Below are 24,644 nucleotides of genomic sequence, written 5' to 3' on the forward strand. Positions count from 1 at the left end.
TTACCGAACGCTTGCCGGGACCGGCGGAGTCGTGAGGTGTCGGTGCGAGCGGGTAACTTTGGGACACGATGAAAAGCGCTGCTCCCCACCCGTCGCTGCCGGGCATGGCCACTGGAAACCTGCACGAGGGCACCCGCGCCGAATCACGGCGTGCCCAAGAATTGCTCGACGGGCTGAACACCCAGCAGCGGGCAGCGGTTCTGCATGCCGGCTCGCCGTTGCTGATCGTTGCAGGCGCCGGCTCGGGTAAGACCGCCGTGCTCACCCGGCGGATCGCCTACCTGCTCGCCGAACGTGACGTCAGTCCAGGTCAGATCCTGGCGATCACCTTCACCAACAAGGCGGCCGCCGAGATGCGGGAGCGGGTTGTCGACCTGGTGGGCCCGCGAGGGCAACGCATGTGGGTCAGTACGTTCCACTCGACGTGTGTCCGCATCCTGCGGGCCCAGGCGTCGCTGCTGAGCGGCATGAACTCGAACTTCTCCATCTACGACGCCGACGACTCCCGCCGGTTGCTGGGCATGATCGTGCGCGACCTGGATCTGGACCCGAAGAAGTTCAGTCCGCGCGGGGTCGGCATCTCGATCTCCAACTTCAAGAACGAACTCGTTGATCCCGATGGGGCGATGGCCGCCGCCGAAGAGGGCAGCGAGCCCGCATCCAAGACGATTGCTCAGATCTACCGGCAGTATCAGCAGCGATTGCGCTCGGCGAACGCGTTCGACTTCGACGACCTGATCGGCGAGACCGTGGGTTTGCTGCAGGCATTCCCCGAGGTCGCCGAGTATTACCGGCGTCGGTTCCGGCATGTTCTGGTGGACGAGTACCAGGACACCAACCACGCGCAGTACGTCCTCGTCCGTGAATTGGTCGGTACCGGGGCGACCGGCAACGTGACGCCCGCAGAACTGTGCGTGGTCGGTGATGCCGACCAGTCGATCTATGCCTTCCGGGGTGCGACGATCCGCAACATCGAGGAGTTCGAGCGCGACTTCCCGAACACCGAAACGATTCTCCTGGAACAGAATTACCGTTCCACCCAGACGATCCTCTCGGCCGCCAACGCGGTCATCTCCCGCAACGTCGGCCGCCGCGAGAAGAAGCTCTGGACAGACTCCGGTGACGGTGAGCTCATCGTCGGCTACGTTGCCGACAACGAGCATGACGAGGCACAGTTCATCGCCCGCGAGATCGACGCGCTCACCGATTCCGGGGAGTTCAACTACTCGCAGATCGCCGCCTTCTACCGCACCAACACCGCCTCGCGTGCGCTGGAAGAGGTGTTCATCCGCCTGGGCATCCCGTACAAGGTCGTCGGCGGGGTCCGCTTCTACGAGCGCAAAGAGGTCCGCGATATCGTCGCGTACTTGCGAGCGGTCGCCAATCCGGATGACACGGTGAGCTTGCGTCGCATCCTGAACACCCCGCGCCGGGGGATCGGCGACCGTGCCGAGGCCTGTGTCGCGGTCCACTCGGAGAATACCGGGATCAGCTTCTACCAGGCGTTGGTCGACGGTTCTGAGGGCAAGGTCCCGCTACTGGGAACCCGTGCGGTCAAACAGATCTCAGCATTTGTCGAACTCATCGAAGGGTTGCGCAAAGACTTTCTGTCGAACTTCGGTGAGGCGGGGTCCGATGCCGCTGACATCGCGGAGCTGGACGCAGGCAGCGAAGCCGGCGACATCGGTGAGCTGGTGGACGCGATCGTCGAACGCACCGGTTACCGCTATGAACTCGAGGGTTCATCGGATCCGCAGGACGGTGCCCGTCTCGACAATATCAACGAATTGATCTCGGTGGCACGGGAATTCAGTGCCGAGGCCGCAGAAGCGGCGGCAACGCAGATACCGGAAACACAGATCGGTGAGGCAGCCGACGGCGCCGCGTCGTCGGAGCCCGAGGACCCAGATCTCGAGCCCGATCCGGGTGAGCCCGAACCCGGTTCTCTGGCAGCGTTTTTGGAACGGGTGGCCTTGGTTGCAGATGCCGACCAGGTGCCCGACGACGAAGACGGCGTCGTCACGCTGATGACCCTGCACACGGCAAAGGGCCTGGAGTTCCCGGTGGTGTTCGTGACCGGCTGGGAGGACGGGCAGTTCCCGCACATGCGGGCCCTCGGTGATCCGGCCGAGTTGTCGGAGGAGCGCCGGCTGGCCTACGTGGGGATCACGCGTGCGCGCAAACGGCTGTATCTGAGCCGGGCGATGGTTCGCTCGGCCTGGGGCACTCCGATGCAGAACCCGGAATCGCGCTTCCTGCAAGAGATTCCGCAACATCTCATCGACTGGCGACGCACTGAACCCAAGCGCAGCATGGGGCGCGGGTTGAGCGATGGCACCCGCGACTACGGCGACAACGGTCGCGGTTTCGGTGATGAGCGCTTCGGCGGTTCGGGCGGTTCGGGTTCACGGCGTCGAGAGTCGTTCGGCTCACCCACCCGTGGCCGCAACAAGCAGGTCCACGTCGAGGTGGGGGATCGGGTCACCCATGCCAAGTACGGGATGGGCAAAGTGGTCGCAAAGGAAGGCGCCGGTCCGACCGAGCGGGTCAAGTTCGACTTCGGCAGTGCCGGTCAGATCACGCTGATGTCGCTCGGCGGGCTGCCGGTGGAAAAGCTCTGAGCCGACAGGCTCTGGACCACCCGACAGGAAAAGCCTGCATCAGATCGATGCAGGCTTTCCTGTTGTCTATGGGTGAGGCAATGGTGCGGGCTGAAAAGCCCGGGTGCACAGGGTATTCGGGTCAGCTGGCGTAGCCGGAGAGCTGCACGCCGTGTGAGGCGAGCCAGGGCGTCGGGTCGGTCTTGGTGGTGCCGTTCTTCCAGACCTCGAAGTGCAGGTGGGGTCCGGTGGAGAAGCCCTCGTTGCCGACCTCGGCGATGACGTCGCCCGCGGTCACGGTCTGGCCCTTTTGGACGTGCACGCCGCTGGAAGACATGTGGCCGTACATCGTGACGGTGCCGTCAGGTGCCTGGATCTGGACCCAGTGCCCGTATCCGGAAGCCGGGCCTGCCGCGATCACGACACCGTCGGTGACGGCGTGGATGGGCGTGCCCAGGGGGGCTGCCATGTCGATACCACCGTGGAAGGTTCCCCATCGGCTGGCGTATGCCGAGGTGAAGTCGTAGGCACCGAGATCGATGGGGGAGACGATCGTCGGACGCCGCGCTGCGATCTCCGCAGCAACTTTCTGGTCGGCGATCTGCTGGCCGGTCGCGAGCTGGGCCGTAAAGGTGTCCATGTTGACCGGTAACGGTGCAGCTGTCACTGCGGCTGCCGGGGCGCTACCGGTATGAACCACCGCTGCCGGAGTCGGCGTGGCGGCCTCCGCGGCCGTCGTGGGTGTCGCCTCGTCGGATTGCTGTGCAAACGATCCCGTTGCTGCTGCCACTGCGGCACCGGCGGCGACCGCAATAAGTGCGGCGCGGCCCTTCAGTGCCTGCGGCGGGGCGGTGATGCGATGTTTACCGCCACTGCGCCCGGGGGAACGCTGTCTTTGTGGAGACCATTCGGGAGCATCGTCGTGTGGGGCGAAGTCGTCGAATTCGGCGCCACGGACCTCAAAGGGATGTTCGTGGACGATTTCGTCGAACTCGATCTCGGCGACAACGATGTCTTGCGTCACTTCAGCCGGGCGAGGCTGGTCGTAGGCGTCGCGATCAAAACGACGGGTACCGGTGGAGCGGTGGCTTGCGCGGGCTTCCGTGGCTGAATCGTTACGCCACTGGGTGAGAGGTCCGTCTGCGTACTGCTCGAGACCGAAGTCGTCGATCGGGATGATGTTCGTGATCTCGCTGTCGTTCACAGCTGCAGTGCGTAAGGCGTCAGGGCGCTGCTCGTCGAGCGTTCCGGCCGAAGCGCGCTTACCTGCGCCGCTTCCGGGTTTCGTTTCACGAGCATCCAACTGATTGAGCCTTCCTAGCGTGTTCAGAAGCAGTCCGAGGTAGTTCCGCCGCACTGCACGAATAGTTTGCTGTGACAAATCCGTGACCTTCTGACCTAGCGACGGTAACGAAACGATTGCGAGACCCGCAACCGCTCGCGGATTTGGACCCCCGATTGTGAGCTGGATCACGTAATTGCGTACGCTTTCCCGATATGCCTCATCGCTGGTCGCGGACGGATCGCGCAAATGATTCGCCGAGTGAACAATCAGTAAGTGATCTGAGGCACAAGCGGCGGTAGCAATGGTCGGCGGCGTTTCTCGCGGCGTTAGAGTCATCGATGGTTCGCAGGCACCAACTGCGGACAAACCTACGAGATGGTGAGCTGAATGGATCTCTTCGAATACCAGGCGAAGGAACTCTTCGCCAAGCACGGGGTGCCGACCTCGGCAGGACGTGTTACCGACACGGTTGCCGGCGCACGTGAAATCGCCGAAGAAATCGGCAAGCCCGTGATGGTCAAGGCGCAGGTGAAGGTCGGCGGCCGCGGGAAGGCGGGCGGCGTGAAGTACTCCGCCGACGTCGATGCCGCAGTTGCGAACGCGGAGGCCATCCTTGGCCTCGACATCAAAGGCCACGTTGTCAAGAAGCTGCTGGTCGCAGAGGCGAGTGACATCGCCGAGGAGTACTACATCTCCTTCCTGCTCGACCGCACCAACCGCACCTACCTGGCCATGTGCTCGGTCGAGGGTGGCGTCGAGATCGAGGTCACCGCCGAAGAGAACCCCGACGCACTGGCCAAGATCCCCGTCGACGCCGTCAAGGGTGTCGACCTCGCGTTCGCCCGCGAGATCGCCGAAGCAGGCAAGCTGCCTGCCGAGGTGCTCGACGCCGCGGCCGTGACGATCCAGAAGCTCTGGGAGGTCTTCATCAACGAAGACGCACTCCTGGTCGAGGTCAACCCCCTCGTGCGTACGCCCAACGATGAGATCCTCGCCCTCGACGGCAAGGTGACCCTCGACGAGAACGCCGCATTCCGTCAGCCCGGTCACGAGGCGTTCGAGGACAAAGACGCCACCGACCCGCTCGAGCTCAAGGCCAAGGAAAACGACCTCAACTACGTCAAGCTCGACGGTGAGGTCGGAATCATCGGTAACGGTGCCGGTCTGGTCATGTCGACCCTGGACGTCGTCGCTTACGCGGGCGAGGCGCACAACAACGTCAAGCCTGCCAACTTCCTCGACATCGGTGGCGGCGCCTCGGCTGCGGTCATGGCTGCCGGCCTGGACGTCATCCTGAACGACCCGCAGGTCAAGAGCGTGTTCGTCAACGTCTTCGGCGGCATCACCGCGTGTGACGCAGTTGCCAACGGCATCGTCGGTGCACTGAAGACCCTGGGTGACGAGGCCAACAAGCCCCTCGTCGTGCGCCTGGACGGAAACAACGTCGAAGAGGGTCGTCGCATCCTCGCCGAGGCCAACCACCCGCTGGTGACGGTCGTCGCAACCATGGATGAGGCTGCCGACAAGGCCGCCGAACTGGCGAGCAAGTAGGAGCTGTAGACCAATGTCGATATTTCTGAACAAAGATTCCAAGGTCATCGTCCAGGGCATCACCGGTGGCGAGGGAACCAAGCACACCGCTCTGATGCTCAAGGCCGGCACCCAGGTCGTCGGTGGCGTCAATGCCCGCAAGGCCGGCACCACCGTCAGCCATGACGGCGGCGTGGAGCTGCCCGTGTTCGGCACCGTGGCCGAGGCCATCGAAAAGACCGGCGCCGACGTGTCGATCGCTTTCGTGCCGCCGAAGTTCGCCAAGGACGCGATCATCGAGGCCATCGACGCCGAGATCCCGCTGCTCGTCGTCATCACCGAGGGCATCCCGGTGCAGGACAGCGCGTATGCGTGGGCCTACAACGAGTCCAAGGGCAAGAAGACCCGGATCATCGGACCGAACTGCCCCGGCATCATCACCCCGGGTGAGTCGCTTGTCGGCATCACCCCGGCCAACATCGCAGGCTCGGGACCGATCGGCCTCGTGTCGAAGTCGGGCACGCTGACCTACCAGATGATGTTCGAGCTGCGTGAGATCGGCTTCTCGACTGCCATCGGCATCGGCGGCGACCCGGTCATCGGGACCACCCACATCGACGCCATCGAGGCGTTCGAGCAGGATCCCGACACCAAGATCATCGTCATGATCGGTGAGATCGGTGGCGACGCCGAAGAGCGTGCTGCCGACTACATCAAGGCCAATGTCACGAAGCCGGTTGTCGGCTACGTTGCAGGCTTCACCGCTCCCGAGGGCAAGACCATGGGCCACGCCGGCGCCATCGTGTCGGGCAGCTCGGGCACCGCGCAGGCCAAGAAGGATGCGCTCGAGGCTGCAGGTGTCAAGGTCGGCAAGACGCCGTCCGAGACCGCTGCTCTGGCTCGCGAGCTGTACAAGAATCTGTAACAGCGCACTGCGCTGACAACGTCGATGGCGTCGGCCCGGGTTTTCCGGGTCGACGCCATCGACGTTTGCGTCCATGTTCGCCCCTGCGGGTGCATGACCAGTAGTGTCGACTTACTGCTATACCCACCGCGCGGAAGGCTGATCCATGACCGATGTCCCGGCAGAAAACCCAGGACAGCCAGTGGAATTCACGGTGCTCACCGGTCTCGACGAGGTGGTCGACTCCGGCACCGACCGGCCGAAGATCGACGTCGTGGCAAAGCTCGCTGGAGCAAATGTGGTGCATCTGTCGCTTCGGGCCGGTCAGGTGATCGACGATCATCAGTCGACGATGGAAATCCTGGTGATCGGTCAGCGCGGCCTGATCGAGTTCTCGGTGGGCGGTGAGCGCGTGCAACTCTCGCCGGGTTCAGCGGTCCGGGTGGCGCCGGGCGTGACGCACAAGCTTGTCGCCGTGGAGGACTCGGCTGCGACGCTGCTGGTCCTCAAAGGCACGCAGTAGTTCGCGGCTCACCCGATTCTGTCGCCAGAACACGGAGGTCGAGTATCGTTCTATGAGCGGTAGGGGGTACAAGGCACCGGCTTTCACAGCGGCGAAGAGAGCGGTAGGCCAATGGTCACTGGTGCGGCGACAGCGTCGAGCGTCGTGCGTGGAGTTCATGGAATCTACGGTGTGGCCGTCCGTATTCCTGTTACCGGTCCATTGCTCGAGCGCGGAGCGGCTGCAGCCACCGCGTTCGGAGAACAACTCATCGACTCTTCGATCGAACTGACCCGCTCCGCGCTCAAAGTCATCATCCGAGAGGTGATCACCGCACTCGTCGACGAGGTAGATCTGACCGAACTCGTCCTCAATCACGTTGACCTCGACAAGATCGCCACCGAGATCGATCTGGACGGTATCGCCGCCCGGATCGATATCGATGCGATTCTGGGCCGGGTCGACATCGACGCGGTGATCGAGACGGTGGATCTCAATCGTGCGGTGGGTGGCGTCGACATCGATGTGATCGCGGCGCGGATCGATATCGACGCCATACTCGCGCGGGTCGACCTGATCGGAATCGCCAACGAGGTCATCGATGGCGTCGATCTGGAGGCGATCGTCCGGGATTCGACCACCACACTGACCAACGGTGTGCTCGACGACGTGCGCGTCCAGGGAGCCCGGGCCGACGACGTCGTTGCCGGTGTCTTCGGAAAACTGCTGGGGCGCAAGCCGACTCCCCTTGACGGTGGGCGAGTGGCGAACGGTGCGATCGAACCACCCGCGGTCACCGCGACCACCGCGGTCACCGAAGTTGTTGTCGATGTGCACCGGCGCGGGTCGCACGAGCCGCCGGCCGGTCAGTCATGACCGATGCGACACACCAGCCGCACCACACCAACAAGGACGCACTCGACACCCGGCTGGCAGGGATTGTCAGCCGGGGCACGGCAGCCGCGATCGACGTGCTGGTTGTCATTGTGATTCTCGGAGCGATGTATCTTTTCATCTTGCTGCTGGACTTGCTGTTCACCACCGGATCGTTCAGCGCACCGAACCCGAACATCCTGGCCTCGGGTGTCGTGTCGTATTCGGTGGTGCTGATCTATCTGACCGCGTGCTGGACGGTATCGGGGCGGACGGTCGGATCGGTGGCGATGGGGTTGGAAGTGGTCAGTCGCAACGGAAGTCGACTCGGTCCGGCCCGCGCGTTGCTGCGGGCGGCGTTCTGTGCGTTCTTCCCGATCGGATTGGCCTGGGTGGCAGTTGACCGACGCCGCCGGTCGATCCAGGACGTGGTCCTGCGAAGCCGGGTCATCTACGCCTGGTGAGATGCGACCGGCGCGGGCCCATTGAAGTCGCGACCGGTCACGTGAAGTCTGTGGAACCGACCGATTTGTTGGAGTGGCGGGGGTGTACCTCGGTACTCTCAACAGACCATGACATTTGCAACCGAGGGGACATCTGCGACGGCGGGCTCCCCGTCGCCTGCCCCGGTGACCCGTCGTGGTCTGGCGAAGGCCGCGCGCCGCCGTGAACTGCTTGCTGCGGCAGCTCGCCTGATGGCTGAACGGGGTTTTGCCGGTGTGCGACTCGAAGACATCGGCGCCGCGGTCGGCGTCAGTGGTCCGGCGATGTACCGGCATTTCTCCGGTAAGGATGCCGTCCTGGCGGAAATGCTCATCACCATTTCGCAACGCCTGCATGCCGGCGGGCAGGCGGTGGTGGCCGCGTCGACCGACGACGTCGACGCGCTGGAACGGCTCATCGAGTTCCACGTGGACTTCGCGACCACCGAACCGGAGCTCATCCGCGTACAGGATCGTGATCTTTCGTCCCTGACCCCGGAGGCCAGCCGCGAGGTCCGGCGACTGCAGCGTCAATACGTCGAGTTGTGGACCGACGTTCTCGTCCGGGTCGACCCGTCGATCCCGCGGCAGGAGGGCCGAACCCGGGTCCATGCAGCCTTCGGCCTGATCAACTCCTCCCCGCGGCTGCCCGAACTCGAGATCGCCCGCCAGCAGAAGTTGTTGGCGCAGATGGCGCGCGCGGCACTGACCGCCGCACGCCTCTGACCGTCCCACACAGATCCCTCCCGAAATTCGCGGCACTTGCCTGCGTGTGCGCCGGTTGCAACCGGCGCGTTCGCGAGTAAGTGGCGCGAATTTGGGGGTTGGGCACCGGGGGCGGTGGGGGGATCAGATGCCGAGGGCGGCGGTCTGGACGGCAACGGCCTCGCGATAGCGGTCGACGTTGGCCAGTTTGATGTCCTCGTAGCCGCGGATCAGATCCGGCAACTCGGCAAGCGCGACCACATCATGCCGGCGGTCCGGGGTGATCGTCCCGTCGGCCAGTCCGGTCAGTGCCCGTTCGATCAGGTTGCGGTATTCGCCGATCAGCGCCCGTTCGGTCGTGCGGACCGTCGCTCGGGCGAACGGATCGAACCGGGTGCCGCGCAGTCGCTTTGCCTTGGCCAACGCGGCCAGGGCCGGGGTCGCCCGGCGGCCGAGGGCGATCTTGTTCTTCATGCCCATCGCCCGCAGCGTCGGTGGATGCAGTCGGACCGCGACCTTGGCGTCGTCGCCGAACTGATCGGCGACCTCGGCGGCAAAGGCGGCATCGCGGGTGAGTCGCGCGACCTCGTATTCGTCCTTGTATGCCATGAGTTTGAACAGGTTGCGTGCCACCGCGTCGGTCAGGTCGTCGATGTCACCGCGCTGGGCAACGTGGGTGACGAACGACGTGTATTCGGTTGCGTAGGACAGGTTCTGGTATGCGATCAGCTCGTCGACGCGATGCTGGACACGCTGCCGGACATCGGGTCGCACCCCGGTCAACTCGGCGGTCAACCGCACCGCGTCGTCGCTCGACCGCTTCGGTGGCGGGGCCGGATGGGTGGCGGTGATGGCCGCGGACACCCCGACGCGATCGGCAACCACCTGACGTCCACGCCGGAAGGCCTGCACATTGCGCTCTACCGCAACGCCATTCAGTTCTACCGCGCGTTCGATCGAGGCGGCCGAGATCGGCATCGCCCCGGATTGGTAAGCGGCACCGACCATCAGCATGTTGGCGTACTGCTCGTCGCCGAACAGGTCGAGTGTCAACGCGCCGGGGTCGAGATAGATGGCGCGCGCCACCGAATGGGCGATCGAGTCCGCGATCGCGGCGTGGTCGGGATAGGAGACCGAGGTGTCGATGACCATGGTGCCGGTAGGGACCTTGGTGGTCGACACCACGGCGGTGGTCTTCTCGGGGGAGGCGACCTTGAGATTCGCGGGATCGACGCCCACCAGGCCGTCGCAGGACAGGTACATGTCGCAGTCGCCGGTGGCGACCTTGGCGGCCTGCTCGACCACGCCCGCGCTGACCTTGACGTCGCTGACCACCGCACCACCCTTTTGCGCCAGACCGGTCATGTCGACGGTCCGGGCGACATGACCGTCGAGAACCGCGGCCGTGGCGATCACCTGGGAGACCGTCACGACACCGGTGCCACCGATGCCGGTGACCCGCAACGTGAATCCGTTGTCGACGGACTTGGACGACACGGGTTCGGGCAGTGAGTCGTCGCCGATGTCGGCAACGATATGGCGCACCCTTTCCTTGCCGGACGGGGTGACGGTGACGAAGGAGGGGCAGTCGCCCTTCAGACACGAGAAGTCGAAATTGCAGGAACTCTGATCGATCCGGGTCTTGCGTCCGAACTCGGTGTCGACCGGATGCACCGACAGGCAGTTCGACTTCTCGCCGCAGTCGCCGCACCCCTCGCAGATGCGTTCGTTGATCATCACGCGCTGCGTGGGCGTGGCAGCCTTGCCGCGCTTGCGCTTACGACGGTTTTCCGCGGCACAGGCCTGATCGTGGATGAGGACGGTGACACCCGCGGTGGCGGCCAACTCCTGTTGGACGGCCATCATTTCGGCGCGTGGCCGTACCTCGACTCCGGCAGGCAGGTGCAGGGATCGGGTTCGGATGGGGTCGTCGGACGTGACGATGATCCGGGTGACCCGTTCGGCCTGCAGCAGATTCACGATCTGGGGCAATGTCATCTGACCCACCGGATCCTGGCCGCCGGTCATCGCCACCGTGCCGTTGAACAGTAATTTGTAGGTGATGTCGACCCCGGCGGCCACTGCTGATCGCAGGGCGAGCGACCCCGAGTGCATGAACGTGCCGTCGCCGATGTTCTGCACAAAATGCTGCTGTGTCACGAATGGCGCCATGCCCAGCCACTGCGCACCTTCACCACCCATCTGGGTGACACCGGCGATGTCGCCGACCTGACTCGGATCCATCAGGAGAACCATTGCATGACAGCCGATTCCGGCACCGACAAGGGTTCCGTCCGCCACCTTGGTGGAGCTGTTGTGCGGGCAGCCCGAGCAGAAGTAGGGGGTGCGGACCGCCAGCGGGATCTCGATTCGTCCCCGGCTCCGGCCTTTGGTGTCGAGCCAGATCTGTGCCGCCGGGATCTGGTGATGGCGGGCGAGGCGACCGGCGAGTCCGCGGGTGACCGAATCGATGTCGAGTTCGCCGAATCGGGAGAACAGGGTGGAACCGTCTTCGTTGGTTTTGCCGACGATGGCGGGGACATTCGGCCGCCGGAACAGGATGTCGCGCATCATCGTTTCGATGAAGTCGCGTTTCTCCTCGACGACGATCACCTCGTCGAGTCCGGAGATGAACTCGTCCATGATCTCGCGCTCGAACGGATAGACCATACCCATCTTCAGGATGCGGATCCCCAGGCGTGGCAGGTCGTCGTCGGTGATGCCGATGAGCCGCAGTGCTTCCCGGACGTCCATGTAGGTTTTTCCGGCGGCGACGATGCCGATCCGGTCGTCGGAGCTGCGTGCCGTGATCCGGTTGAGCCGGTTGATGCGGGCGTACTCGACCGCACGTGGCAACCGGATCGTCAGCTGATTCTGTTCGAGCTCCATCAGGTTGGCGCCCAACAGTTTTCCGCTCGGTACGTGGGGGCTGGTGCCGAGGTCGCCGTAGACGGGCAGGATGCGGTCGGGATGGACGTCGGCCGTCGAGGCGCCGTCGGCCACATGTGCGGAGATCTTGAACGATGTCCATAGTCCGGAGACCCGCGACATGATGGCGGCGTGGACTCCGAGATCGAGGATGTCCTGGGAATCGGCGGGGTAGAGGATCGGCATGTAGAGGTCGGCCAGTGCCATCTCGGACGCACAGGGAATCGTGGAGCTCTTGGCGCCGGGGTCGTCGCCGACGAGAGCCACCGCACCACCGGCGGCATGGGTTCCGATGATGTTGGCGTGGCGCAGGGCGTCGGTGGCCCGGTCGAGTCCTGGTGCCTTGCCGTACCAGTAGCCGACGACACCGTCCCGGGGGATGCCATCTGTACCGGCGGCCAGTGTGCCGACCTGCGCGGCGACTTGTGAACCCATCACCGAGGTCGCGGCGAGGTCCTCGTTCAGGCCGGGGCGGTGGACGATGTCGAACGGGTCGAGGTACTTGGCGCGGCGGGCGATCTCGAGGTCGTATCCGGCCAGCGGTGAACCTTCGTATCCGGAGATGAACGACGAGGTGTTCAGGTTCTGGCGGCGGTCGAGGCGGGCGCGGTCACGAACCATGCGGACCAGGGCCTGGATGCCGGTGAGATAGATCGTCCCGGTCTCCCGGGTGTAGCGGTCGTCGAGCGAAAAGGACTCAACGGGGCGTACTGGTCGAGCTGCGTCGCTGCGGGCGTTGCCGCCGAGCGGATCGCGATCGTTCTGGTGGTGCTGGACGAGGGTCATGGCTGTTTACCCGGCTCTCTATGTGGTTGTGATCGCCCCGGGGGTGGTGGGACGAGGACATGCAATTCGGTAAGCCGATCGTACTGCAGCTGTGACCGTGCCCACATTTACCGCAACTGGGTGGGCCGGCGCCCGCTTGTCACAGATTCGGGCCGGTCGGCGTCTTGTGGCCATCAACCCCTGATGCGAGGAGAAAACGATGAATCGAACGACGCAGGTGATCGTGGTCGGAGGCGGTTTTGCGGGTGTGATGGCGGCGAACCGCCTGACTGGGCGCCCGGATCTCACGGTGACGCTGATCAATCCACGACCCGAATTCGTCAACCGGATCAGGTTGCACCAGGTGGTGGGTGGCACCCAGAAGGGAGTGACCGATTTCAGCAGTGTGCTTGCCGACGAGGTTCGCCTGGTGGTCGACACGGTGGTGCAGATCGACACGGCCGGTCGCAGCGTGAGGCCGGCCTCGAAGGAGCGACTCGAGTACGACCATCTCGTGTACGCCGTCGGCAGCGGTAGTTCGATACCGGGCGTCGTGGGCGGAGTTGAACACGCCTATCCGATGGCCACGCTCGAGGAGGCGCAACGCACCCGGCGCGTGCTGGAATGCACGCCCGCCGACGCACCGGTCACGGTGATAGGTGCCGGTGCCACGGGAATCGAGACGGCCGCCGAACTCGCCGAGCAGGGGCGTCCGGTGACTCTGGTCGGCGCCGGTGATCTGGGCCCCGGCCTCCACCCGAAGGGCCGTCGTTCGGTGTCCCGGGCGCTCGCTCGCGCCGGGGTGGCCGTTGTCGTCAATGCCCCGGTCGTCGAGGTGACAGGGGACGCCGTACGACTGGCGGACGGCACCGAACTGCCGAGCGCGGTCACGGTGTGGACTGCCGGATTCGGTGTGCCCGATCTGGCGGCCCGTAGTGGGTTGAGCACTGATCCAGATGGTCGCCTGCTCACCGACGAGACCTTGACCAGTGTCGACGACGACCGCGTCGTGGCGGCCGGTGACGTGGCGGCGCCATCCGGTAGCCCACTGCGGATGAGCTGCCAGACCGCACTCCCGCTCGGTGCGCACGCCGCCGACACGATCCTCGCCCGAATCGCAGGCAGGCGACCGCCACCGATCACCATCGGTACCTTCGGCCAATGTATCGGCGTCGGAAGTCACTCCGCCACAGTGCAGTTCGCCTCTCGGGACGATGTTGCCCGCGGTCTCTACATCGGTCGCCGCGCCGGCGCGATGCTCAAGGCGAAAGCGTTGTCCGACATCGTCGGGAAGGTACTCCCACGCGAGGCGCGCAAGCCCGGGACATACCACTGGAGGTTCTCGGATCAGGCGCGGCCACGCCGTGTCGGCGGTGTCGAGGTGCCTGCCGACTCGACTGCCGGCGCTTCCCGCGATCGGATCTGACAGCAGGTCACCGGCTCAATGGGGTGATCTGACGAAGAGATGTCAGCTTCTCGGGGTTCCGGACGTAGTAGATGGCAGCGACCAGGCCATCCTGCACGAGCATCGTCACCACCCCGTCGAACTCTCCGCCGAGCGTCATCAACAGCGCCTCGTGTCCGTTGACCAGGCGCCGTTCGGTCGAGATCTGCCCCGCGAGCTTAGGCAGTCCAGTGGTGAACATCCGCGCGACCCGGTCGGCACCGACGACTGGTCGGAGGATGGCCTTCTTGCGTCCTCCACCGTCTGCGAGAGCGACCACGTCGGGCGCCAGGAGATCGACAAGAGCCTGCAGGTCACCGGTGGTGACGGCCACCTGGAATGCGTCGAGTGCAGCGCGGGTCTCGCCGACGGAGGCGGTGTCGCGGGGGCGTCGGGCGGTGACGTGCAGGCGAGCCCGGTGTGCGATCTGCCGGACGGCCGGTTGCGTTTTGTCCAGGGCCTGCGCCACGTCCTCGTAGCTGAACTCGAAGACGTCACGGAGAACAAAAACTGCCCGCTCGGTTGGACTGAGGGTCTCGAGCACCAACATGATGGCCGTGGACAGGCTGTCGGCCAGTTCGACGTCAGCAGCCACGTCCGGTGAGGTCAGCAGGGGTTCGGGCAGCCACGAGCCGACATACGACTCCCTGCGGCGCCCGAGCATCCGAAGCCGGTCCAGCGCTTGTCTCGTGGTGAGTTTGACCAGGAAGGCCCGCGGATCACGCACCGACTCGAGTTCTGTGTCAGCGACCCTCGCTGCCCACCGGATCCAGGCTTCCTGGAGCACATCCTCGGCGTCGGCGGCCGAACCGAGCATCTCGTAAGCCACCGTGAACAGCAGGTTGCGGTGCTCGACGAATGAATCGGTCACCGGGTCATGCGCGGGTCGGGTGGTCATGGGTGCTCCTTCGTGTCAACGGTTGGGCACCATCGAGACGTCGGGGGTCGGCTTTCTGTGACAGATTTTGCACCGCATCTGCCCGGGGTGCGGTGAATCTGCAGGCAACCGCGACATCGCCGCTCGTAAACACGTGACAATTGGACCGGAAAGCGCGTAACGTCCAATTCAGTTAATCGCTCCTAACTGAAAGGTGGGCGCAGGTGTCCACAACCGCAGTCGCAGGCCAGTGGCGGCAAGCGCACGAAAAGAACGTCACCGAACTGCGAGAACGGCTCAATCGCGTCGCACGTGGCGGCGGTGACAAGGCCCGCGAGCGTCACCTGTCCCGGGGTAAGTTGCTGCCCCGCGATCGGATCGACACGCTGCTCGACGCCGGTAGCCCGTTCCTCGAGATCGCCCCGCTGGCGGCCGAGGACATGTACAACGGCAAGGCCCCGGCCTCTGGCGTGATCGCCGGCATCGGCCGGGTGGCCGGGCGGGAATGCCTGATCATCGCAAACGATGCCACCGTATCGGGCGGCACCTACTACCCGGTGACGGTCAAAAAGCACCTGCGCGCGCAGGAGATCGCGGCTGCCAACCACTTGCCGTGCATCTACCTCGTCGATTCCGGCGGCGCCATGCTGCTCGAACAGGACGAGGTCTTCCCGGACCGCGATCACTTCGGCCGGATCTTCTTCAACCAGGCCAACATGAGTGCCGCAGGCATCGCGCAGATCTCGGCGGTCCTCGGCTCGTCGACGGCCGGTGGCGCCTACGTCCCGGCGATGAGCGACGAGACGGTGATCGTGCGTGATCAGGGCACCATCTTCTTGGCCGGTCCGCCGCTGGTGAAGGCTGCCACCGGCGAAGACGTCACCGCCGAAGATCTCGGTGGCGGACTCATGCACTCCACGGTGTCCGGCGTGACCGATCACCTCGCCGAGAACGACGAAGACGCTCTCGAACGGGTCCGCCGCATCGTGGCGACACTCGGACCGCAGGAAGCCCCCCAGTGGGATGTGCAGCCGGTGCGGGAACCGAAGGCCGCGCAGACGGATCTTTACGACATCGTCCCGACCGATGCCCGCACCCCTTACGACGTGCGCGCGGTCATCGAAACCGTCGTCGACGGCGGCGAATACAACGAGTTCAAGGCCGGATACGGCACCACGCTGGTGACGGCGTTTGCCCACATCCACGGACATCCGGTCGGAATCATCGCCAACAATGGCGTGCTGTTCAGCGAAAGTGCCCTCAAGGGAGCGCATTTCATCGAGTTGTGCGACAAGCGCAAGATCCCGCTGGTGTTCCTGCAGAACATCACCGGCTTCATGGTCGGACGGGAATACGAGCAGGGTGGCATCGCCAAGAACGGTGCAAAGATGGTCACCGCGGTCGCCTGTGCCCGAGTTCCCAAGTTCACCGTGATCATCGGCGGCTCGTTCGGAGCCGGCAACTACTCGATGTGCGGCCGGGCGTATTCGCCCCGTTTTTTGTGGATGTGGCCCAATGCCAGGATCTCGGTGATGGGAGGCCCGCAGGCTGCCGACACCCTGGGAACGGTACGCCGCAACCAGATCGAACGCGGTGGCGAGCAGTGGGATCCCGCCGACGAGGAAGCCTTCAAGGCCCCGATCCGGCAGCAGTTCGAAAACCAGTCCGGCGCCTACTACTCGACCGCCCGGTTGTGGGACGACGGTGTCATCGACCCGGCCGACACCCGCACCGTGCTCGGGCTGGCGTTGGCTTCCGCACGCCGAGCGCCGTTGGCGCCGGTGTCCTACGGCGTCTTCCGGATGTGAGAGGCACCACCATGGCAACCAAGACAATCAAAAAAGTTCTCATCGCCAACCGGGGCGAGATCGCCTGCCGGGTCATCCGCACCCTTCGGGCTCAGGGAATCCGCAGCGTTGCAGTGTATTCCGATGCTGATGCCGATTCGCTGCACGTACGACTCGCCGATGAGGCCGTGCACATCGGACCCGCGGCGGCCACGGCGAGCTACCTCGACATCGACAAGGTGATCGGTGCGGCCAAGCGCGTCGGCGCCGATGCGGTGCATCCCGGCTACGGATTCCTCTCGGAGAACGCAGCTTTCGCGCGCGCTCTGCACGAGGCCTCGATCCTGTTCCTCGGCCCTCCGACCCGGGCCATCGAGGTCATGGGTGACAAGATCGCCGCCCGCGCCGCGGTTTCCGAACGTGATGTTCCGGTGGTGCCCGGTCTCTCACGGCCCGGTCTCGGCGACGACGAATTGATCGCGGCGGCAACCGATATCGGGTTCCCCGTGCTGATCAAGCCGAGCGCCGGTGGCGGTGGCAAGGGCATGCATCGGGTGGCTGATCCGGCCGATATGCCTGCGGCGCTGAAGACCGCGCGCCGTGAGGCCGGTGCCGCGTTCGGCGACGACACCCTGTTCCTGGAGCGGTTTGTCGACACCCCGCGTCATATCGAGGTGCAGGTTCTCGCCGACACCCACGGGAACGTCGTACACCTCGGGGAACGTGAATGTTCGCTACAAAGACGACATCAGAAGGTGATCGAAGAGGCACCGTCGGCACTGCTCGACGCCACCACCCGCGCTCGGATCGGCGCAGCGGCCTGCGATGCCGCCCGCTCGGTCGGATACACCGGCGCCGGCACGGTGGAGTTCATCGTCTCGGCGAAGCGCCCCGACGAGTTCTTCTTCATGGAGATGAACACCCGTCTGCAGGTGGAACATCCGGTCACCGAGCTGGTCACCGGTATCGATCTGGTCGAGTGGCAGCTGCGGGTTGCGGCTGGCGAGAAGCTGGACTTCGGTCAGGACGATGTCACCATGACCGGCCACGCCATCGAGGCCCGTGTCTACGCCGAGGATCCGGCGGCCGGTTTCTTGCCGACCGGCGGTCAGCTGCTGTTGGTCGACGAGCCGAGCGGACCCGGAATCCGGGTCGACTCCGGCATCGTCACCGGCGGAGTCGTCGGCAGCGACTACGACCCCATGCTGGCAAAAGTCATTGTCCACGGCGAAGATCGCGCCGATGCGATTGAACGATTGGGCGCCGCACTGGCCGACACCCACGTGCTCGGGTTGCGTACCAACATCGATTTCTGCCGCTTCGTGCTCGATGAGCCGCGGGTACGCGAGGGCGACCTCGACACCGAGCTGCTCGATCGCCTCATCGTCGACTACACGCCGCCCGCCGTCCCGTCCGAAGCGTTGGCCCTGGTCGGCCTGCACCGGACCCGCCGGGCCCGACATGCGGGCACGCCGTGGACCTCGGAGGTCGGCTGGCGAATCGGCGGCGCTGCACCGACCCGGACGCGACTGCAGGTCGGCGACGAGAAGGTCACCGTGTCGGTGACCGGACCGGAGACCGATGCGCAGGTGGAAATCGGTGACTGGAACGCCTCGGCAGCGCTACACGGCGAGCGCCTCACCGTTGACGGTGCCGGCGCACGATGGCTCATCACCGAGTCCGATCCGGAGGCCGAATTGGGCCACGAGAACCACCAGAGTTACTGGATCAGTGGTCCAGGAGGCATCTGGGAGGTTGCCACCGCACACATCCTGCGGTCGTCGGCCGATGACGAAGCCCTCAGCGAGATCACCAGTCCGATGCCGGGAACCGTTGTGGCGGTGCTCAATCCCGGTGGCGAGGCGGTTGAGGCCGGCGCTCCGGTGCTGGTGGTCGAAGCAATGAAGATGGAACACACCCTGACTGCACCCCGCGCCGGTGATCTCACCGTCACGGTGAAAGTCGGAGACAAGGTGGCCGCCGGTCAGAAGCTGGCAACAGTCATCGACCCGGCCGCAGCCACCACCACGGAAGGAACACCCGCATGAGTGTCACCGATGACCTGACCACCGAATACGACGAACTCCGCAAAACCGTGGCCGATTTTGCGCAGCAGGTGGTTGCGCCGGTTTCGGCCAAACATGATGCCGAGCACAGCTTTCCGTACGACGTGGTCCGCCAGATGGGGGAGATGGGCCTGTTCGGTCTGCCGTTCCCCGAGGAATACGGCGGCATGGGCGGCGACTATTTCGCTCTCGCACTGGCACTGGAAGAACTCGGCAAGGTCGACCAGTCGGTTGCCATCACCCTGGAGGCCGGCGTCGGTCTCGGCGCGATGCCGATCTACCGGTTCGGCAATGAAGAGCAGAAGCAGACGTGGCTGCCCGATCTGACGGCCGGGAAGAGGTTGGCCGGTTTCGGTCTCACCGAACCCGGTGCCGGTTCGGATGCCGGGGCCACCGCCACCACCGCCAAACAAGACGGCGATCAGTGGGTGATCAACGGTTCCAAGCAGTTCATCACCAACTCCGGCACCGACATCACCTCGCTGGTCACGGTCACCGCGGTCACCGGTACGCGTTCGCCCGGCGCCGACGGCCGCCCGCGCAAGGAGATCTCGACCATCATCGTGCCCAGCGGCACACCAGGTTTCACGGCTGAACCGGCATACAACAAAGTGGGCTGGAATGCCTCGGATACCCATCCGCTGAGTTTCGACGACGCCCGGGTGCCCGCAGAGAACATGCTCGGCGAGCGTGGTCGCGGCTATGCAAACTTCCTGTCGATCCTCGACGAGGGCCGGATCGCGATCGCCGCGCTGGCGACCGGTGTCGCTCAGGGGTGTGTCGATGAGAGCGTGAAATACGCCAAGGAGCGGCAGTCCTTCGGTCGTCCCATCGGCGACTACCAGTCGGTGTCGTTCTCGATCGCGCGGATGGAGGCGCGGGCCCACACGGCACGCACGGCCTACTACCACGCGGCGTCGAAGATGTTGGCAGGCAAGCCTTTCAAAAAGGAAGCGGCGATCGCCAAGCTCGTGTCCAGTGAGGCGGCGATGGACAACGCCCGCATGGCAACGCAGATTCACGGTGGCTACGGGTTCATGAACGAGTACCCCGTGGCACGTCACTACCGCGACTCGAAGATCCTCGAGATCGGTGAGGGCACCACCGAGGTCCAGTTGATGCTCATCGCACGTGAGCTGGGGTTCGCATGAGCACCACGCCGGACAGTGAAATGAACACCAACTCCGGTGGGGAACCGAAACGCGTCACCCAGCGCGGTCTGTACTTCGAAGAGTTCGAGATCGACACCGTCTACGAACACCGCCCCGGCCGTACGGTGACCGAGGCGGACAACGTGCTGTTCACAACGCTGACGATGAACACCCAAGCCCTGCACCTCGATGCGGCGTTCGCAGCCGAGCAGCCGGGATTCGGTGGTCAGCGCCTGATCAATTCGATGTTCACGTTATCGACGATCGTGGGACTGTCGGTGAGTCAGCTGACCCAGGGCACTTTGGTGGCCAATCTCGGTTTTTCGGAGATCGCCTTCCCCAAGCCGCTCTTCGGTGGCGACACGCTGTACGCCGAAACCGTGTGCACCGGGAAGAGGGAAAGCAAATCCAGGCCCGGTGAAGGCGTGGTGTCCCTGCGTCATATAGGAAAGAATCAGCATGGTGACATAGTTGCTGTTGCACAGCGATCGACATTGGTTCGGAAGAACCCGTGACCATTGAGGTAGAACGCACAGGAGGGAAATCGGTGACGAACTGGAGTCCACCGGGGCCGGCGATTTTGTTCGTCCCGGCCGATCGGCCGGAGCGATACGCCAAGGCCGCCGAACGTGCCGACGCGGTGATCATCGATCTCGAGGATGCGGTCCGACCCGAAGCCCGCGACGATGCGCGCGAGGCGTTGATCAACAACCCGATCGACCCCAACATCACCATGGTCCGGATCAATCCGGCGGGCACCGGCGATCATCTGAAGGATCTCAAGGCGCTGGCACAGACCGACTATCGCGTGGTGATGCTGGCGAAGGCCGAGAGCGCGGACCAGTTGCTGGCGATCGGATACCAGGTGGTGGCGCTGGTGGAGACCCCGCTCGGGGCCACCCAGGCCGATCAGATCGCCGCGGCGCCCAACTGCATCGGACTGATGTGGGGTGCCGAAGATCTGATCGCGGCGATGGGTGGCCGGTCGAGCCGGTTCACCGCCGCCGAGGAGAACGCCGGCCGGTACCGCGATGTGGCCCGTCAGGTTCGCGGCATGGTCCGGTTGGCTTGCGCCAGTCACGGACGTTTCGCCATCGACTCGGTACACATCGAGATCGCCGACACCGAGGGTTTGCAGTTGGAAGCCCTCGACGCGGTGAATCTGGGCTACGAGGCGACGGCATGTATCCATCCGTCTCAGGTCGATATCGTGCGGGCGGCATATCGCCCGACCGAAGACGAGGTCCAGTGGGCACGCGAAGTGCTCGCGGCCGCTGCGGACAATGTCGGCGGTGTCTTCCGGGTGGGCGGTCAGATGATCGATTCGCCACTGCTCGGACAGGCCGAGGCCATCATGCGAAGGGTTGATCCGGCAACAGCTTGACCAGGTGTGACCAGTGAGGAGACAACGATGTCTGACCGCTCGTCTACAAGGGGCGCCGAAAGCGTGCCGCGCTCGTACGCCAAAGGTGAAGAAGAACCACCGCTGCTGACGCTGACCATCGGCGAATCGCTTCGCGATACCGCGGAGCGATTCGCCGACAGTGAAGCCCTGGTCGATGTTCCGACGGGTCGCCGGTGGACATACGGGGAACTCCGGCAGCAGGTTCGCGCACTGGCCGCCGGGCTGTCGCGCAGTGGGATGGGGCCCGGTGACCGTCTGGGACTGTGGGCTCCGAACTGTGCCGAATGGGTGCTGACCCAGTACGCCGCTGCGGAACTCGGCGTCATCCTGGTGAACCTCAATCCGGCCTACCGGCAGACCGAGATCGAGTTCGCGCTGACCCAATCCGGCGCCCGTACCGTCATCGCTGCCCGTGAATTCCGTGGAGCCGACTACGCAGGCATGCTCTCCACCGCGCTGGGCAACTGCGACGCTCTGCAATCGGTGGTGTTGCTGGACAGCCCCGAGTGGGATGAGTTGTGCGCCACGCCAACCGATTCCGAGCTCGCCGCCCTGGATGATATCGCCGCGTCACTGAGCCAGGATGACGCGATCAACATCCAGTACACATCGGGAACCACCGGGAACCCGAAGGGCGCCACGCTGTCCCACCGGAACATCCTCAACAACGGCTATCTGGTCGGCGAGTTGTGCGGATACACCGAAGCCGACCGTATCTGTATCCCGGTACCGTTCTATCACTGCTTCGGCATGGTGATGGGTAACCTCGCGGCCACCACCCACGGTGCGGCGATCGTCATCCCCGCGCCGGGTTTTGATCCGTCATTGTCACTGAAAGCCGTTGCAGCCGAGAAGTGTACAAGCCTTTACGGCGTGCCGACGATGTTCATTGCCGAGCTGGCGCTTGCCGATTTCGACAGCTACGACCTCAGTTCACTGCGGACCGGCATCATGGCCGGATCACCGTGTCCGGCCGAGGTGATGCGGCAGGTCATCGACAAGATGCACATGGCCGAGGTGTCGATTTGCTATGGCATGACTGAGACCGCGCCGGTGTCGACACAGACGCGCACCGACGACACGTTCGACCGGCGGGTCGGCACGGTGGGCAGGGTCGGGCCACATCTGGAGATCAAGATCATCGACCCGGTCACCGGCGACATCGTCGCCCGCGGTGAGACCGGCGAGTTCTGTACCCGCGGGTACAGCGTGATGATCGGGTACTGGAACCAGCCGGACAAGACCGCCGAAGCGCTGGACACCGACGGTTGGATGCACACCGGCGACCTGGCGGTCATGGACAGCCACGGCTATGTCCAGATCACCGGCCGGATCAAGGACATGGTGATCCGCGGGGGAGAGAACATCTACCCACGCGAGGTCGAAGAGTTCCTCTATACGCACCCGGACATCCTCGATGCCCAGGTGATCGGCGTGCCCGATGAGAAGTACGGCGAGGAACTGATGGCGTGGATTCAATTGCGCGACGGTGCAGACAATTTCACCGTCGACGACCTCAATGCGTTTGCGGACGGCAAGATCGCCCGCCACAAGATCCCCAAATACGTGCACCTGGTCGACGAGTTCCCGATGACCGTGACCGGCAAGGTCCGCAAGGTCCAGATGCGTCAGCAGGCATTGCGGATTCTCGATATCTGACGCCGCATTGGCCGAATCGTCGGTGGGGTATTTGTGAGCAACAATTCGGGTCACGGTTTGCGAGATCGGACATTCGCAGATTTCGGCCCCGATGGAGCAAATCCTCTCGGCGCAAATGCATTCAGGCGACGCATGGCGATCGCCGTGTTTGAAAACGGTAAAAGAATCCGATCAAGGCGATCCGGCCGACCCGTGGAAACAGTGCGCATTCATGCTCGGTGGGTCTGTCCGCCGTTGCCGGTATCAAATATGATGATCAATGCGGCAAATACGCCGAGCTCAGGTACCGATCTGTGGTCACGATCAGAGAGTTCGGCCTGTTCAGGCACTGACCGTAGGTTGGAAGTAGGACAACCCGACCAAATCGGCCGCCGTCGGCCCAGGCGTATGTACTAGCGTGGGGCGCGACACCCAAGTCCTCGAACGCAGGAGTGGAAAATGAGCTATCAACCCGGGGGGTCCGGCTACGGCTCGCAGCAGCCGTACCAAGGCTCCCAGTACCCCGGCGCGGGACAACCCGAAGCCGGAGCGCCGCAATATGGCCAGGGTTACGGCCAGCAGCCGGCCCAGGGATACGGACAACAGCCTGCCGGGCAACAGGGTTACGGCCAGCAGCCCCCGCAAGGATATGGACAGCAGGGCTACGGCCAGCAGCCCTCGCAGGGCTATGGGCAACAGCCAACCGGACAACAGCCTGCGGGGCAGCAGGGCTATGGCCAGCAAGGTTATGGCTACGGCCAGCAGGGCTACTCGCAGCCCGCGGCGAAGCAAGGTCTGCCAGCCGCAATCGGGACATACCTGGTCTACGCGCTCGGCGCCCTCGGTCTGATCAACTTCTTCCTCGGCTTCGCTCCTGTGATCGACATGGAGGGCCTCGAGAACAACCACATGTTCCAGTGGGAGGCCACTGCGCTGACGATCCTCGGTGCGGCCGGTCTGATCGCACTGTCGACGTTGCTGCTCAAGCAGGACACGAAGTTCAGCGGTGTGGTCGCCGGCATGTCGGTGATCGGCGGACTGCTGATCCTGTTCCAGTTCTTCACCAAAGGTGAAGGCGATGCAGGCATCGGATTCATCCTGGTGATCGTCTTCGGCATCATCCAGGCTGCCGTCGCGGTGGCATGGTTGCTGGTCGAAGCCGGAATCATCAAAACCGGATCGGCGGACGCCGCATCTACCACCGCGTCCACCTCGACCGGCTCGCAGCAGGCCGCGGCAGAATCGGCTCCCAGCTACGGACAGAGTGGCGGATACGGACAGGCGAGCGGGTACGGCGCAGGCTACGGCCAGGCATCGTCCGGTCAGAGCGCATCGGGTTCCGGCAGTCACCAGGCAGCGCAGAGCAATCCGTACGCGCAGACCGGTTACGGGCAGAATGCGCCGTCCGCCGCAGACACGGCCGGGCAGGGCAAGTCCGGAAGTTCGGATGCGACGACGGCAGTTCCGTCCGCGAACCCATCTGCCACACCGCAGCCGAGTAGCCCCTCGTCCGCGCAGCCGAGTGCTCCGTCGCCCGGTGCACATCCGGGGGCAACCTCATATCAGGCACCGGGAGCCTCGAGCTCCGAGGACCGCCCGGGCCAGGGCAGCGATCAGACAACACAGTTCAAGTCGCCGGAGCGCTAGAACTCTGCTTCAATCCGGTCCGGAAACAATTCCCGTACCGAAGTACACACCGGAC

At 64.4% G+C, this 24,644-nt stretch carries 18 protein-coding genes; 15 read left to right on the top strand and 3 right to left on the bottom strand.

Translation table 11 applies throughout. The features are described 5' to 3' along the window. Positions 1 to 68 precede the first annotated feature (68 nt). Positions 69 to 2,621, top strand: a complete 2,553-nt coding sequence (locus tag AC56PL_RS20465; protein WP_497154992.1) for a UvrD-helicase domain-containing protein — start codon at positions 69 to 71, stop codon at positions 2,619 to 2,621. 121 nt (positions 2,622 to 2,742) lie between these two features. Here AC56PL_RS20465 and AC56PL_RS20470 read toward each other — a convergent pair whose 3' ends face one another. Beyond that, positions 2,743 to 3,903, bottom strand: coding sequence for a M23 family metallopeptidase (locus tag AC56PL_RS20470; protein WP_497154993.1), 1,161 nt, complete (start codon positions 3,901 to 3,903; stop codon positions 2,743 to 2,745). Between the two features lie 369 nt (positions 3,904 to 4,272). On the opposite strand from AC56PL_RS20470, the gene sucC reads away from it, so the two are divergent. The 6 genes from sucC to AC56PL_RS20500 all read left to right on the top strand — a co-directional run bounded on the left by sucC (position 4,273) and on the right by AC56PL_RS20500 (position 8,902). Beyond that, positions 4,273 to 5,436, top strand: coding sequence for an ADP-forming succinate--CoA ligase subunit beta (gene sucC, locus AC56PL_RS20475; protein WP_495518228.1), 1,164 nt, complete (start codon positions 4,273 to 4,275; stop codon positions 5,434 to 5,436). Positions 5,437 to 5,449: 13 nt separating this feature from the next. Continuing rightward, a complete protein-coding gene (gene sucD / locus AC56PL_RS20480; protein ID WP_495518227.1) occupies positions 5,450 to 6,340 on the top strand; it encodes a succinate--CoA ligase subunit alpha in 891 nt (296 codons plus the stop codon). Positions 6,341 to 6,485: 145 nt separating this feature from the next. After that, complete coding sequence (locus AC56PL_RS20485; protein WP_495518226.1) at positions 6,486 to 6,842, top strand: cupin domain-containing protein; 357 nt, start codon at positions 6,486 to 6,488, stop codon at positions 6,840 to 6,842. Positions 6,843 to 6,986: 144 nt separating this feature from the next. Then, positions 6,987 to 7,697: a hypothetical protein gene (locus tag AC56PL_RS20490; protein ID WP_497154994.1), complete on the top strand. Its 711-nt coding sequence runs from the start codon at positions 6,987 to 6,989 to the stop codon at positions 7,695 to 7,697. Then, entirely contained in the window at positions 7,694 to 8,158 is a 465-nt protein-coding gene (locus tag AC56PL_RS20495) for an RDD family protein (RefSeq protein ID WP_497154995.1), read from the top strand. Before AC56PL_RS20490 ends, AC56PL_RS20495 begins: the two co-directional genes overlap by 4 nt. 108 nt (positions 8,159 to 8,266) lie before the next feature. Beyond that, a complete protein-coding gene (locus tag AC56PL_RS20500) occupies positions 8,267 to 8,902 on the top strand; it encodes an SACE_7040 family transcriptional regulator (RefSeq protein WP_497154996.1) in 636 nt (211 codons plus the stop codon). A 123-nt stretch (positions 8,903 to 9,025) separates the two neighbouring features. Here the strand turns inward: AC56PL_RS20500 and AC56PL_RS20505 are convergent, their stop codons facing one another. Beyond that, positions 9,026 to 12,595 carry an indolepyruvate ferredoxin oxidoreductase family protein gene (locus tag AC56PL_RS20505; protein WP_497154997.1) on the bottom strand — a complete coding sequence of 1,190 codons (3,570 nt, stop codon included), beginning with the start codon at positions 12,593 to 12,595 and terminating at the stop codon, positions 9,026 to 9,028. Between the two features lie 199 nt (positions 12,596 to 12,794). Between AC56PL_RS20505 and AC56PL_RS20510 the strand changes: the two genes are divergently transcribed. Continuing rightward, positions 12,795 to 14,000 carry an NAD(P)/FAD-dependent oxidoreductase gene (locus tag AC56PL_RS20510; RefSeq protein WP_497154998.1) on the top strand — a complete coding sequence of 402 codons (1,206 nt, stop codon included), beginning with the start codon at positions 12,795 to 12,797 and terminating at the stop codon, positions 13,998 to 14,000. Between the two features lie 7 nt (positions 14,001 to 14,007). Here the strand turns inward: AC56PL_RS20510 and AC56PL_RS20515 are convergent, their stop codons facing one another. Next, positions 14,008 to 14,916 carry an RNA polymerase sigma-70 factor gene (locus AC56PL_RS20515; protein WP_497154999.1) on the bottom strand — a complete coding sequence of 303 codons (909 nt, stop codon included), beginning with the start codon at positions 14,914 to 14,916 and terminating at the stop codon, positions 14,008 to 14,010. A 203-nt stretch (positions 14,917 to 15,119) separates the two neighbouring features. On the opposite strand from AC56PL_RS20515, the gene AC56PL_RS20520 reads away from it, so the two are divergent. The 7 genes from AC56PL_RS20520 (at position 15,120) to AC56PL_RS20550 (ending at position 24,589) form a co-directional block, all read left to right on the top strand. Beyond that, complete coding sequence (locus tag AC56PL_RS20520) at positions 15,120 to 16,703, top strand: carboxyl transferase domain-containing protein (RefSeq protein WP_497155000.1); 1,584 nt, start codon at positions 15,120 to 15,122, stop codon at positions 16,701 to 16,703. Between the two features lie 11 nt (positions 16,704 to 16,714). Next, positions 16,715 to 18,730: an acetyl-CoA carboxylase biotin carboxylase subunit gene (locus tag AC56PL_RS20525; RefSeq protein WP_497155001.1), complete on the top strand. Its 2,016-nt coding sequence runs from the start codon at positions 16,715 to 16,717 to the stop codon at positions 18,728 to 18,730. Beyond that, positions 18,727 to 19,899 (top strand): acyl-CoA dehydrogenase family protein, encoded by a 1,173-nt coding sequence (locus AC56PL_RS20530; protein WP_497155002.1) that lies wholly within the window; start codon positions 18,727 to 18,729, stop codon positions 19,897 to 19,899. The genes AC56PL_RS20525 and AC56PL_RS20530 overlap by 4 nt, the downstream gene beginning before the upstream one ends. Then, positions 19,896 to 20,414 carry a MaoC family dehydratase gene (locus AC56PL_RS20535; RefSeq protein WP_497155003.1) on the top strand — a complete coding sequence of 173 codons (519 nt, stop codon included), beginning with the start codon at positions 19,896 to 19,898 and terminating at the stop codon, positions 20,412 to 20,414. Before AC56PL_RS20530 ends, AC56PL_RS20535 begins: the two co-directional genes overlap by 4 nt. 32 nt (positions 20,415 to 20,446) lie before the next feature. Then, complete coding sequence (locus AC56PL_RS20540; RefSeq protein WP_497155004.1) at positions 20,447 to 21,283, top strand: HpcH/HpaI aldolase/citrate lyase family protein; 837 nt, start codon at positions 20,447 to 20,449, stop codon at positions 21,281 to 21,283. A 27-nt stretch (positions 21,284 to 21,310) separates the two neighbouring features. Continuing rightward, positions 21,311 to 22,963, top strand: a complete 1,653-nt coding sequence (locus AC56PL_RS20545) for an AMP-binding protein (protein WP_497155005.1) — start codon at positions 21,311 to 21,313, stop codon at positions 22,961 to 22,963. A gap of 438 nt (positions 22,964 to 23,401) precedes the next feature. After that, positions 23,402 to 24,589 (top strand): DUF5336 domain-containing protein, encoded by a 1,188-nt coding sequence (locus tag AC56PL_RS20550; protein ID WP_495518213.1) that lies wholly within the window; start codon positions 23,402 to 23,404, stop codon positions 24,587 to 24,589. Positions 24,590 to 24,644 lie beyond the last annotated feature (55 nt).

The organism is Williamsia sp. Y721, from assembly GCF_059683565.1.